This is a genomic window from Sulfurimicrobium lacus, from assembly GCF_011764585.1.
Lineage (GTDB): Bacteria > Pseudomonadota > Gammaproteobacteria > Burkholderiales > Sulfuricellaceae > Sulfurimicrobium > Sulfurimicrobium lacus.
In genome coordinates, this window is the sequence record NZ_AP022853.1 from 877,111 (window position 1) to 890,022 (window position 12,912).

A 12,912-nucleotide genomic window follows, 5' to 3' on the forward strand; every position below is an offset into this window, starting at 1 on the left:
TGGCACGCCTTTTGGGGGGGTGGAATGCGCTTTGCGCATGGATGATTGGGTGCCGGGGCCGCCCGGCGGCGGGTTACTTCTTTTGTTTCGCCAAAAGAAGATAACCAAGAAAAGGCGACCCCCTGCGCCGCCCTTCGGGTACCTTCGGTTTAGTCAGCAAATTGGGCGTCTGCGCAACTCGCCCTAACAGCCCACACAAAACGTGGGCTGTCGCGGAGCTCAGACAAGGCGCAGCCGACTGCCCCCAATTTGCTGACTAAACCGAAGCGGCGCAGAAGGGGGAAACCGGTGGAGCGCCAAGACTAAATGTTTTAATCCATGAACGAGGCGCTACGACGAATTCCCCTCGGTCCACCGCCGAGCAGCGGAGGCGAGCCGGGGGCCTTCGGCGAGGACTGTCTGAGCGCGCAGCGCGAGTTCCGCAGCCGCCCGGCTTGACGAGCAGCGCAGGGAACCCCGAAGGGGCGGTGGATGGGGCGGTACGGTTCATACTCATAGGTAACACATAAGTACAAGGACATGGGTAACAGTGATTACCCTTTATAGGAACAGCCGAAAGGAGGTTCCTATGCCTTGGAGAGATGTGAAACCGATGGACGAGAAGATACTGTTTATTGCCGACCACCTACGCGAACCTGGCAGCTTCAGCCAGCTCTGTGAACGCTATGGCATTAGCCGCAAGACGGGCTACAAATGGGTCGAACGCTACCAGTCTGCGGGCCTTGAAGGCCTTGAAGAGCGTAGCCGCCGACCTCATGCCGTAGCTAACAAAATCCCTTACGCCATTCGCAAAGCTATCATGGAACTACGCCGCCAGGGACGCGATCCACTGGGGCCGAAGAAGATCCAGGCGCTGCTGTCACAGCGTTTTCCTGACCAACCCACTCCCTCGAAGACGACCATCTATAACGTGCTCAAGCGCGAAGGCATGCTTGAACCCAAACGGCGCCGACGGCGGGTCCAGCCGTCACCCCACCGTCTAACGCCTGCCTCGGCTCCCAACGAGCTGTGGAGCGCTGACTTCAAGGGCCAGTTCAAGATGGGTAATGGCCGTTGGTGTTACCCCTTGACCGTCATGGATCACGCCAGCCGTTACCTTCTCGGTTGCCAAGGGTTAGACGGCACCCGCTTCGTGGAAAGCCAGGCTGTCTTCAAGCGGTTGTTCCAAGAATATGGCTTGCCCAATCGCATGCGCACCGATAACGGAGTGCCCTTCGCCAGCACGGCGACGGGCGGCCTATCGCATCTCTCCGTATGGTGGATTCGACTCGGCATTGTGCCGGAACGCATTGAACCAGGGCAGCCACAGCAGAACGGCCGTCATGAGCGCATGCACCGCACCCTCAAGCTGGCTGTAACGCATCCGCCCTCTGCGAACCTGTCAGCCCAGCAGGGGCAATTCGACCGCTTCCGTGTGGACTATAACGAGCAACGTCCTCATGAAGGACTGGAGCAACACAGCCCCCAGAGTTGCTACAGACCCTCGTCGCGAGCCTACCCGCAACACTTGCCGGAGTTGGAATACCCTGGCTATTTCCAGCGCCAGAAAGTGTCTGCAAATGGCTTGGCTTACTGGACTGGCCGACGAATCTACATTGGCTATCTGCTAGCCGGGGAATGGGTTGGCCTGGAAGAGGTGGGCGATGGTGTCTGGGCGGTGTATTTCGGGCCAGTGCGCCTTGGCTCGTTTGACGAACGCCAGACCAAAGGGCGATTAAATGATTATTTGACACTCAAAGTGTAACCCATGTCCTTGAACTAAAGTGTTACCTATCTCCTTGACTCGTACAGGGCTCGCCTTCTTTGGGTTACCTTTCTTGGCGAAGCAAGAAAGGTAACCAGCCGCCGGGCTGCCCCCGGCAATCAAACATTCTCGCGAAGCGAACAAAATCATACCAGTCACAAAAGTAATCCGAAGTTGACTCCTTTGATTTCCTGACTTATCGCTGGCTACTTGATCATTTGTCGGCTATTCGCTGACATAAGTTTCACAACGCGATCGGTCTCCATCGGGAGCGGTGCCTCAGCGCCAAATGTGACAAGGTTAAGTGATGGGCCATTGTGAACAGCCTGTAGCATCAGCTTTCCAAGGTAAATCGACGCAAGCTCATTGCGGGAAAAACCCCCACGTAAGCAGCGCCTGATGCCAGAGACAATGAGGTCGACCGCCTGAATGCCAGGTGAGTCTTTTGAGTCCATGAACGTCATGTTTCCTCGGACGAGCTTCTGTATATCGAAGGCGTTTTCTACCTCGATGCCGTAGTCCTCCCTAAGGTATTCAGGAGGCTTTCCATCAGGGTATTCGTACTGAGCCATGAAGCTGTAGTTGAAGCCTCGCACCATCATGATGGGTTCCTCAATCGATCTGCTTTGAAGCAAAGCAGGGCTAAGCTTTTCAAATGCTTCCTCGAAGTCGGGTCGAGCACTATTCTTCTGATCGACTCGCCACCTGAACTCGCGGAGAGTGCTTGGGTTTTGTTGGGCAAAATACAAAATTGATCGACTGACAACGTCGTACATCAGATTGATCTGGCAGACAAGCTGCACATATAACTGCGGCGATAGATTTCTGAGTTGAGACGCCATCAGTTCTACACCGCGACGTCCCCCTTCGTACCTCATTTTATCGAGGTGTTTCAGCACACCATTGACTTGAAACTGTTGATGCTCGGCAACACGTTCATGGGTGTTGCGTCCGGCGTCTGTTGCCGTGCAAAACACAATTGCGTTGAGTTTTGCTACTGCGGCCAAGAATCGGAAATAGTGGTCTTCACGGACTTCATTGAGCTTGACCTCTTTGGCGGCCGGGCCAGCGCTTTGCAGCTTCAGTTGTCGAACGAGGACGTCAAGCTTCTTTCTCCCTGCCTCTGGCACGGCGAGCGCAGCCACGGCATTCCACTTGCCAATGGTTGACGCGTTCACAAACGATCCCGACTCGTCGATATAGACGTTCACGATGGCTCGAGATTAATGAATAGTGATGTCAAAATTAAAATATAACCTGGCAAAAAGCATTGTGAGGTCGTGCGTTGCATTCGCTGTCTGCACGTACATGCCACCCCAATCTGCAACGCAACCCCGCCCATTCCGTATAATACCCATTCCATTCACCCCACCCCTACTCCCATGATCAAAAGCATCACCCAACGCATCGCCGAAGAATTGGGCGTGCGCGAAAACCAGGTCTCCGCCGCTGTCCAACTGCTCGACGACGGCTCCACCGTGCCGTTCGTCTCGCGCTACCGCAAGGAAGCCACCGGCGGCCTCGACGATACCCAGTTGCGTAACCTGGAAGAGCGCCTGCGCTACCTGCGCGAACTCGAAGCGCGGCGCACCGCCATCCTCGGCAGCATCGCCGAACAAGGCAAGCTCACACCGGAGCTGGAAGCCGCGCTGCAGGGCGCCGAAACCAAGATGACGCTGGAAGACCTCTATCTCCCCTACAAACCCAAGCGCCGCACCAAGGCCCAGATCGCGCGCGAAGCGGGGCTTGAGCCGCTGGCGCTGGCGCTGCTGGGGAACCCGAAGCTGGACCCGGAGCAGAGCGCGCTTGCCTATATCTCCGCCGAACTGGGCGTGCCGGACACCAAGGCCGCGCTGGACGGTGCGCGCTACATCCTGATGGAGAAGTTCGCCGAGGACGGCGAGCTGCTGGGCGAGCTGCGCGAACACCTGTGGCGCGAAGCCTCCCTCAAGTCCACGCTGGAGGAAGGCAAGGCCGAGGAGGGGGCGAAGTTCTCCGACTATTTCGCCTACCGCGAACTGATCCGCAACGTCCCTTCCCATCGGGCCCTGGCGCTGCTGCGCGGGCGCAACGAGGGGATATTGCACCTCGCCCTGGTGGCGGGCGACGAGGACGCGCCGCGCAACACGCCGCACCCGTGCGAAAGCACCATCGCCAGGCGCTTCGGCATCGCCGATCTGCAGCGCGCGGCGGACCGCTGGCTGCTGGAAGTGGTGCGCTTCGCCTGGAAGGTGAAGCTTTCCACCCACCTCGAAGCCGAGCTCGTCACGCGCCTGCGCGAAGCCGCCGAGGCCGAGGCCATCAAGGTGTTCGCGCGCAACCTGCACGACCTGCTGCTGGCCGCGCCGGCGGGGCCCAAGGCGGTGATCGGCCTCGATCCGGGGCTGCGTACCGGGGTGAAGGTGGCGGTGGTGGACGCGACCGGCAAGCTGCTCGATACCGCCACCATCTATCCCCATGTGCCGCGCAACGACTGGGACCGTTCCATCGCGGTGCTGGCGGCGCTGGCGAAAAAACACGGCGCTTTACTGGTGAGCATCGGCAACGGTACCGCCTCGCGCGAAACCGACAAGCTCGCGGCGGAGCTGATGCAGCGCCACCCGGAGCTGAACTTGCAGAAAGTGGTGGTGAGCGAAGCGGGAGCGTCGGTGTACTCGGCCTCGGAATTCGCCGCCAACGAATTCCCCGAGCTGGACGTCAGCCTGCGCGGCGCGGTCTCCATCGCCCGTCGCCTGCAGGACCCGCTGGCGGAGCTGGTGAAGATCGACCCCAAGGCAATTGGGGTTGGCCAGTACCAGCACGACGTCAACCAGTCCGAGCTGGCGCGCGGGCTGGGCGCGGTGGTGGAGGACTGCGTCAACGCCGTGGGCGTGGACGTCAACACCGCTTCCGAGCCTTTACTGGAAAGGGTGTCCGGCCTGTCGTCCGCGCTCGCGCGCAACATCGTCGAATTCCGCAACAGCAACGGCGCTTTCACCAGCCGCGCCGAGCTCAAGCGCGTGCCGCGCCTCGGCGACAAGGCCTTCGAGCAGGCGGCGGGCTTCCTGCGCATCGCCGGCGGTGCCAACCCGCTCGACGCCTCCGGCGTGCATCCCGAAGCCTACCCGCTGGTACAGCGCATCCTCGACGCCAGCGGGCGCGAGCTGCGGCAGGTCATCGGTGACAGCGCGTTCCTGAAAACCCTGGACGCGCGCAAGTTCACCGACGACAAATTCGGCCTGCCCACGGTGACGGACATCCTCAGGGAACTGGACAAGCCCGGCCGCGACCCGCGTCCCGAGTTCAAGACCGGCGTGTTCCAGGACGGGATCGAAAGCCTCAAGGACCTGCAGCCCGGCATGGTGCTGGAAGGGGCGGTGACCAACGTCACCAACTTCGGCGCCTTCGTCGACATCGGCGTGCACCAGGACGGCCTGGTGCACATCTCGGCGCTGGCCGACAAGTTCGTCAAGGACCCGCACAGCGTGGTCAAGGCGGGCGACATCGTCAAGGTGAAGGTGCTGGAGGTGGACGAAAAGCGCCGCCGCATCGCGCTCACCATGCGCCTGTCCGAGCAGCCCGCCGCCCCGGCAGCGCGCAGCGAGGTCCGGCGCGACAGCAAGCCGCCGCGCCGCGAAACGCCTGCGCAGCCGCAAGGCGCGATGGCGGCGGCTCTCGCCAAGTTGCGCAGATGACGCACGAAGGCATCCCGCTGGTCTTCGTCGACCTCGAAACCACCGGCGCCACGGCGGCGACGGACCGCATCACCGAAATCGGCATTGTCGAGGTCAGCGTGGAGGGCGTGAGCGAATGGAGCAGCCTGGTCAATCCGGGCGTGCCCATCTCGTCCTTCATCGAGCGCCTGACCGGCATCAGCGACGCCATGGTGGCGGGTGCGCCGACTTTCGCCGAGCTCGCGGAAGAAGTGCTGGCGCGGCTGCAGGGCCGGCTGTTCGTCGCCCACAACGCGCGCTTCGATTACGGCTTCCTGCGCAGCGAATTCAAGCGCGCCGGCTACGACTTCCGCGCCACGGTGCTGTGCACGGTCAAGCTCTCGCGCAAGCTGTTCCCGCAGCACTTCAAGCACAGCCTGGACACCCTGATCGAGCGCTACGGGCTGTCCGCGGCGGGGCGTCACCGGGCGCTGGCCGACGCGCAGCTGATCCACCAGTTCTGGCAGCGTATCCATTGCGACCTGCCGCACGAAACCATCGCCGATGCGGTGACCCTGCTCACCGCGCAGCCCGTCGTCCCGCCGCAACTGGATGCCGGCCTGGTGGAGGAAATGCCGCAGGGCCACGGTGTTTATATTTTCTACGGCGCGGACGATGCGCCGCTCTTCGCGGGCAAGAGCAGCAATGTCAGGAAGCGCGTGCTGGCGCACTTCGCCGCGCCGGGGGATGCCGCCCTCTGCGCGGAGATCAGGCGGGTCGAGTGGATCGAAAGCGCCGGGCCGGTCGGTGCGCTGCTGCAGGAAGCGGCGCTGCTGCGCAGGCTGCATCCCGCGCACAACCGCCCGGCGCGCCACGGCGATGAGGAGCTGTGCGCCTGGCGCCTGGTCGAGCAGGCAGCAGGCCGCTTCGTGCCCGAGCTGGTATTTGCCGACCAAGCGGATTTCGCGCGCGATGAAAACCTCTACGGCCTGTTTTCTTCGCAGAAGGAAGCGCGCAAGCGGCTGCAGGACCTCGCCCGCGCCCACCACCTTTGCCTCTCCGTGCTGGAGCTGGAGGCGTTGCCGCCCGGCGCGCCTTGCTCGGCCCATGAAGCCGGCCGCTGCCTCGGCGCGTGCGTGGGGAAGGAGGATGTTTCGCTGCACAGCGCCCGCCTCATGGCGGCGCTGGCCAAGCTGAAAACCACGCCCTGGCCGTTCCCAGGCGCGGCGCTGCTGCTCGAAGGGGAAGAGGGCTACGTGCGCGAAGCCCACGTGGTCGACGGCTGGTGCTACCTCGGCACGGCGCGCGCCGAGGGCGAGGTCGAGGCCTTGCTGGAAGGCGCCCGGCCGCGCTTCGAGCGCGATACCTACAAGATATTGAGCAAGTTCATCGAGCGTATGCAGGCGGTCGGTTAGCCGGTCTGCTCCTCCCCTTTCAAGGGGGGAGGCTGGGTGGGGATGGGTTGCCAATGCGCCGGCGGCTCACCCCATCCCCATCCTGACCTTCCCCTTGAAGGGGAAGGAATGACAATGTAGCAATGTAGGGTGGGCTAATAGCCCACCGGACGTGCCGTCAGGCACACACCAGCAAGGGCTTTGTGTTGCTGCGCAACGCTTGGTGGGTTGCTAACCCACCCTACATTTGACTGGCATGCGGTTCACCACAGTTCGGCGGGAAGCGTCAGCCTTTCCACCGGCTTGCCGCCGATCAGGTGCTCGTCGATGATGGTGGCCACGTCTTCCTTGCCGACCCGGCCGTACATCACCCCTTCCGGGTAGACCAGCACGCTCGGGCCCGAGCCGCAGGGGCCGAGGCAGCCGGTGACGGTGATCTGGAACTTGCCCATCAGGTCGCGCTTCTGGAACTCGAACATGAGTTCGTCCATCACGCTGGCGCAGCCGGACTGGGTGCAGGAGCCGCGCGGGTGGCCGGGGCCACGGTTCTGGTTGCAGACGAAAAGGTGTTTTTCGGGTTTTGCCATGATGTTTTCCTTTAGCCGAACTTGAACAGGATGCCGTAGCCGCCGCGCGGGTATTCCCAGTCCACGTTGCGGTGTTCGTCGCAAATGATGCGGCAGGTGCCGCACTCCAGGCAGCCGTCGGAGATCAGCACCACGCGGCCGTTGCCTTCCAGGGTGTAGCATCCCGCGGGACAGCACACGGTGCATTGCTGCGTCTTGCACTCGTGGGCGCAGACGTCCGGCTGCCTGATGTTGACGTGCGGCCGGCCCGCGTCGACGCGGTAGCGGTTCTGGAACAGTTTTTCCTCGACTTTGATCATCTGAAAGCCCTCCACAGTTTGTAAGCGTCGCCCATCAGGCCGAACAGGGAGCGCTTTTGCTTGAAGCTGGAGAAAATCTCCCGTTCCTTGGTTTTCTTGTCCACGCCGTCCACGTGCAGCATGTTGTGGGCCGAGCGGTTGACCAGCTCGGGGTAGGTGGTGAAGAACTGGCGGTTGTGATGGAAGATTTCCGGCATTTCCTGGTATTTCTTCAGGTCCTTGATGACGAAACTCTCGTCCAGTTTCTTGCGGTATTCGGCCAGGTTGGCGGAGGTCATGTCCTTGCCCGCGGTTTTCATCTCGATCACCGTTTCGGCCGCGAGGCGGCCGGTGGTCATGGCCAGGTTGGAGCCTTCGCGGTGCACCGCGTTGACGAACATGCCCGAGTCGCCGACGATCATCCAGCCGTCGCCGTAGATCTTGGGAATGGCCTTGTAGCCGCCTTCCGGGATCAGGTGGGCGGTGTATTCCTTCATCTCGCCGCCGGCCAGCAGCGGCTTGATGGAGGGATGCTCCTTGAGCTGCTCCAGCAGGGCGTAGGGCGTGGTTTGCTGGTCCTTGAAATCGGACAGCATGCAGCCCACCCCGATCGCGATGGATTCCTTGTTGGTGTAGAGGAAGCCGGTGCCCATCATGCCGTTGGTGATCTTGCCGAACAGTTCGATCACCACGCCTTCCTCCTCGCCGATGTTGAAGCGCTCCTGCAGCACTTCCTGCGGCATGAAGTGGATTTCCTTCACCGCCAGGGCGACGTTCTTCGGCTCCAGTTCGGGGTGGAAATCGGCTTTCTTGGCCAGCAGGGAATTGACGCCGTCGGCCAGGATCACCACGTCGGCGTAGATGGTGCCGCCTTCGCGGTCGACCTGCACGCCCACCACGCGGTTCTTGTCGTCGCGCAGCAGGCTGGTGACGGTGGTCTCGCACACCAGCAGCGCGCCCGCTTCCTGCACCTTGCCCGAGAACCACTTGTCGAACTGGGCGCGGATGATGGTGTAGCGGTTGTAGGGTTCCTTGTTGAAGCCCTCGGAGCGGTAGTGGGTGCCGATGAAGGAGTCGTCGTCCATCACCCACATGCGCTGCTCGATGATGTGGCGCTCCAGCGGTGCGCTGTCGCGGAAATCCGGGATCATGCGCTCCAGCGCGTCGGCGTAGAGGATGGCGCCCTGCACGTTCTTGGAGCCGGCGCTTTCGCCCCGCTCCAGCTGCAGCACGTTGAGCCCGGCCTTGGCCAGGGTAAAGGCGGCGGCGTTGCCGGATGGACCGGCGCCCACCACGATTGCGTCGAATTTTTCACTCATGGATTTCTCCTGAAACTGTTGAATCTTGAAAATCTGTTAACCACGGAACACACGGAATACACGGAGAAAAGCAATCATGCGTTTCCCTTCCGTGTACTCCGTGTGTTCCGTGGTTATATGCCTTTCCCATGATGTTTCACCCCGCCTTGCGCGCCGTCGCCAGCGCTTGCCGGAACGACTCGGTGAGCGCGGGCAGGATGGTCATGGCGTTGCCGACGATGCCGTAGGTGGCGAAGTCGAAAATCGGCGCGTTGGGGTCGTTGTTGATGGCGATGATGCAGTCCGAGTCGGACATGCCGACGCGGTGCTGGATCGCGCCGGAAATCCCGGCGGCGATGTAGAGCTTGGGCCGCACCGTCTTGCCGGACTGGCCTACCTGGCGCTCCAGGTCGACCCAGCCGGCCTGCACCACCGGGCGCGACGCGCCCACTTCGGCGCCGAGCACCTTGGCCAGGTCCCAGATGAGCTGGAAATTCTCCGGCCGCTTCATGCCTTTGCCGCCCGCCACGATGATGTCGGCGAAGGCGAGCTGCGGCTTGTCCTGGTTGGCGTCGGGGATGAACTCCAGCACCTTGGTGATGATGGACTGTTCGATCATGCCCAGCGCATGTTCGACGATGCGCCCCGTGCGGCTGCCGTCGCGCTCCGGCATGGCCATGACGCGCGGCCGCACCGTGGCCATCTGCGGGCGGTAGTTGAGTGTGACGATGGTGCACAGCAGGCTGCCGCCGAAAGTCGGGCGGGTGGCGGCCAGGCTGCGGTTGTCGGGGTCGATGGTCAGGCCGGTGCAGTCCGCCGTGAGGCCGGTTTTGAGCGTGGTGGCCACGCTGCCGGCCAGGTCACGTCCCTGGGTGGTGGCGCCGAGCAGCAGGATTTCCGGCTCGTAGGCGTTGACCATGTCGGTCAGGCCCTTGGTGAAAGGCTCGTTGCGGTAATCCTTGAGGATGTCGTCCTGCATCAGGTAGCACAGGTCGGCGCCGTGGCGGAACGCCTCGTCGCAGAACTGGCGCGTCTCGTCGCCGGGGGCGCCCATCACCACGCCGGCGAGTTCCACGCCCAGCATGTCGGCGAGCTTGCGGCCTTCGCCCATCAGCTCCCAGGAGACCGGGTGGACCTGTCCGCGCTCGTGTTCGACGAACACCCACACGCCCTTGTAACTGGCGAGCCGGGGGTCGAGCTCGAATTTCTTTTTGCCTTTTTTGGCTGGTGCTTCGCTCATGATTGGCTCCTTTATCTAAATTCTTTAGCCACAGAGATCACAGAGGCCACAGAGAAAATGCGGCATGCAGGGATGAGCGGTTCGTTGCCCCAACTAGCAAAGCGTGCGGAATTTGCCTCATCTCTGTGCCCTCTGTGTTCTCTGTGGCCTGAATTACGGGTTTATGTTTATGCGCGCTTGGCGATTTCTTTGGCCACCGCCGGGAAGCGGGTAAACATCTTGGCCAGCACGGTGTCGGCGATATCCTTGGGATTGCCGCTTTCCACCTCGATCATCTCCGCCGGGTCGGTATGCGGCGTCGGGGCGAAGACCTTGCTCACTACCGTCGGCGAGCCCTTGAGGCCGATCTTGACCAGGTCGTCGTCGCTGATGCCGGCGCTCTCGCGGTTCCACATCTTCACCGGGTGGCGCGCGGCGCGGAACATGTTGGGCATGGTGGCGAAGCGCATCTCGTTGTTGCCTTCGAGGATAGTGATGAGGCAGGGCAGCTTCGACTTGAGCAGCTGCACGCCGCCTTCCGCGCGCCGCTCGACCACGATCTGCCCCTGCTCCGGCAGCACCGAGGAGACCTTGGAGACGTAGGTCAGCAGCTGGAAATCCAGGCGCTTGGCCACGCCCGGACCGACCTGGGCGGTGTCGCCGTCGATGGTCTGCTTGCCGGTGAACACCATGTCCACCGGCATGTTCTTCTGGATCTGGCGGATCGCCGACGCCAGCGCGAAGCTGGTGGCCAGCGTGTCGGCCCCGGCGAAGGCGCGGTCAGTGATCAGGATGGCGTCGTCGGCGCCGTAGGACAGCGCCTTGCGCAGCGCGCCCTCGGCCTGCGGCGGCCCCATGGTGATCACGGTGACCGTGCCGCCGTGCTTGTCCTTGAGGCGCAGCGCCTCTTCCAGCGCGAACAGGTCATAGGGGTTGATGATGGCCGGCACCCCCTGGCGCATGATGGTGTTGGTCACCGGATGCACCCGGATCTGAGCGCTGTCCGGGACTTGCTTGATGCAGACGACGATATGCATGGTGGGCTTCCTTCCTATTACTTAAGCGGCCTTGAGTCCGCGCGCCGGCATGGCGTCGCGCAGGCTGTCGAGCGATACGGTTTTGATGCCTTCGGCGTCGCGGAACACCTTGAAGACCTTTTCCTTGACGGCGCTGGAGTTGACGAAATCCTGGTAGGCGCGCGCCAGCAGCTCGCGGCAGGTGTCGTGCTGCAGAACCTCTTCCATCTCGCCCAGGCCCTTGGTCTGGCGCATGTACTGGTGGAAGCGCTGCAGGATGTGCAGGCGGTTCACGTTGACCACGGTCTGGTCGTATTCGAGGTGAAAGAAGTCGAGGAACTCCTCGGCCGAGGCCAGGGTGATCATCTGTTCGAAAAGTGCGTTCATGGTGTTTTTCCTAATTAGGCCGGCTGGCCGCGGGTTTCCCGATAAAACTGCCTGAGTTCGCTGATGCCCGGCGTGCGTTTGGCCATGCCTGCGTAGCGGCGAATCCTGGCCAGGATGGGGCCGGCCTGCCATGCGTCGACCGGCATGCCGAGGTCTTCGTAGGCGCGCATCACGGCCTTGTTTCCCGAGTGCTTGCCGAGCACCAGCTGGTGGCTGCGGCCCACTTCGGCGGGGTCGAAATTCTGGTAGTTGGCGCGGTTCTTCATCAGGCCGTCCACGTGGATGCCGGATTCGTGGGTGAACACCGCCGAGCCGACGATGCTTTTGTTGGCAGGGATCGGGCGGCCCGAGGCCTGCGCCACCAGCTGGGAAATCTGCGGGAAGCGATGGGCGTCGATGCCGGTGTCCATGGCGTAGAGGTGGTGCAGGGCCATCACCGCTTCTTCCAGCGGCGCATTGCCGGCGCGCTCGCCCAGGCCGTTGACGGTGGTGTTGACGTGCGTCGCGCCTGCCTTGACCGCCGCGAGGGTGTTGGCGGTCGCGAGACCGAGGTCGTTGTGCGCGTGCATCTCGATTTCGATGTCCACCGTGCAGCGCAGGGAGCGGACCAGTTCATGGGTGGCGAAGGGGTCGAGCACGCCCAGCGTGTCGGCGATGCGCAGGCGGCGCGCGCCGGCTTCCTGCACCGTTTCCGCCACCTGCAGCAGGAAATCCAGATCGGCGCGCGAGGCGTCCTCGCCGCCGACGCAGACTTCCAGCCCGAGGTCGAGCGCGGCCGGCACGAAGCGGCGGATGGCGTCGAGCACCCAGGCGCGGTCCTTGCGTATCTTGTGCTGTATCTGCAGGTCGGAAACCGGGATCGAGAGGTTGACCATGTCGGCGCCGCAATGCGCCGCGGCGCGCAGGTCGGCATCCTGCATGCGGCCCCACACCATGAGGCTGGCGGGCAGGAACAGGTCGGAGATGGCGCGGATCACATCGCGCTCCTCCTCGCCCATCACCGGGATGCCGATTTCCAGCTCGGGTACGCCGGCATCGGACAGCGCCTGGGCGATGGCGACTTTTTCCTCGAGGGTGAAGGCCACGCCGGCACTCTGTTCTCCGTCGCGCAGGGTCGTATCGTTGATGGTTACCATGTTGCACCTCCCAATCAGAAAGTCGCGAAGCGATTCTTCGTCCCCCTCTCCCACTGGGAGAGGGCAGGGGTGAGGGTAGGGGTTGCCGCATTCCGCTCACTTGTCTGCGCCCTGTATTCAGCAAGGGGCGTGCCAAGCGGCAAGGTTGTTATTAGCTGTTGTTTTTCATGTGCTTAGCGGATGGTGTAAAAATGGAGCGGTTTGTCGGGTTTGCGACAATG

General features: G+C 62.6%; 11 protein-coding genes. 3 read left to right on the forward strand and 8 right to left on the reverse strand.

Features of this window, described 5'->3' with window-relative positions; translation table 11 throughout:
- Positions 1–592: 592 nt before the first annotated feature.
- Positions 593–1,744: an integrase core domain-containing protein gene (locus SKTS_RS04475; RefSeq protein ID WP_244617434.1), complete on the forward strand. Its 1,152-nt coding sequence runs from the start codon at positions 593–595 to the stop codon at positions 1,742–1,744.
- A 206-nt stretch (positions 1,745–1,950) separates the two neighbouring features.
- On the opposite strand, the gene SKTS_RS04480 is transcribed toward SKTS_RS04475, so the two are convergent.
- Positions 1,951–2,955 carry a DUF3800 domain-containing protein gene (locus SKTS_RS04480; RefSeq protein WP_173060927.1) on the reverse strand — a complete coding sequence of 335 codons (1,005 nt, stop codon included), beginning with the start codon at positions 2,953–2,955 and terminating at the stop codon, positions 1,951–1,953.
- A 171-nt stretch (positions 2,956–3,126) separates the two neighbouring features.
- Here SKTS_RS04480 and SKTS_RS04485 point away from each other — a divergent pair, with 171 nt between their 5' ends.
- Together SKTS_RS04485 and SKTS_RS04490 are read left to right on the forward strand one after the other, a co-directional pair.
- Positions 3,127–5,418 carry a Tex family protein gene (locus SKTS_RS04485; RefSeq protein ID WP_173060930.1) on the forward strand — a complete coding sequence of 764 codons (2,292 nt, stop codon included), beginning with the start codon at positions 3,127–3,129 and terminating at the stop codon, positions 5,416–5,418.
- Complete coding sequence (locus tag SKTS_RS04490; RefSeq protein ID WP_173060933.1) at positions 5,415–6,791, forward strand: 3'-5' exonuclease family protein; 1,377 nt, start codon at positions 5,415–5,417, stop codon at positions 6,789–6,791. The genes SKTS_RS04485 and SKTS_RS04490 overlap by 4 nt, the downstream gene beginning before the upstream one ends.
- 242 nt (positions 6,792–7,033) lie before the next feature.
- Here SKTS_RS04490 and SKTS_RS04495 read toward each other — a convergent pair whose 3' ends face one another.
- From SKTS_RS04495 to nifV, 7 genes are all read right to left on the reverse strand, one after another.
- Positions 7,034–7,357 carry a (2Fe-2S) ferredoxin domain-containing protein gene (locus tag SKTS_RS04495; RefSeq protein ID WP_173060936.1) on the reverse strand — a complete coding sequence of 108 codons (324 nt, stop codon included), beginning with the start codon at positions 7,355–7,357 and terminating at the stop codon, positions 7,034–7,036.
- An 11-nt stretch (positions 7,358–7,368) separates the two neighbouring features.
- A complete protein-coding gene (locus tag SKTS_RS04500) occupies positions 7,369–7,656 on the reverse strand; it encodes a ferredoxin family protein (protein ID WP_173060939.1) in 288 nt (95 codons plus the stop codon).
- Positions 7,653–8,954 (reverse strand): FAD-dependent monooxygenase, encoded by a 1,302-nt coding sequence (locus SKTS_RS04505; protein WP_173060942.1) that lies wholly within the window; start codon positions 8,952–8,954, stop codon positions 7,653–7,655. The genes SKTS_RS04500 and SKTS_RS04505 overlap by 4 nt, the downstream gene beginning before the upstream one ends.
- Before the next feature lie 136 nt (positions 8,955–9,090).
- A complete protein-coding gene (locus tag SKTS_RS04510; protein WP_173060946.1) occupies positions 9,091–10,173 on the reverse strand; it encodes an electron transfer flavoprotein subunit alpha/FixB family protein in 1,083 nt (360 codons plus the stop codon).
- Between the two features lie 167 nt (positions 10,174–10,340).
- Positions 10,341–11,189, reverse strand: a complete 849-nt coding sequence (locus SKTS_RS04515) for an electron transfer flavoprotein subunit beta/FixA family protein (protein WP_173060949.1) — start codon at positions 11,187–11,189, stop codon at positions 10,341–10,343.
- A gap of 21 nt (positions 11,190–11,210) precedes the next feature.
- Positions 11,211–11,555: a nitrogenase-stabilizing/protective protein NifW gene (gene nifW / locus SKTS_RS04520; protein WP_173060952.1), complete on the reverse strand. Its 345-nt coding sequence runs from the start codon at positions 11,553–11,555 to the stop codon at positions 11,211–11,213.
- 14 nt (positions 11,556–11,569) lie between these two features.
- A complete protein-coding gene (gene nifV, locus SKTS_RS04525) occupies positions 11,570–12,691 on the reverse strand; it encodes a homocitrate synthase (RefSeq protein WP_173060955.1) in 1,122 nt (373 codons plus the stop codon).
- Positions 12,692–12,912: the final 221 nt, after the last annotated feature.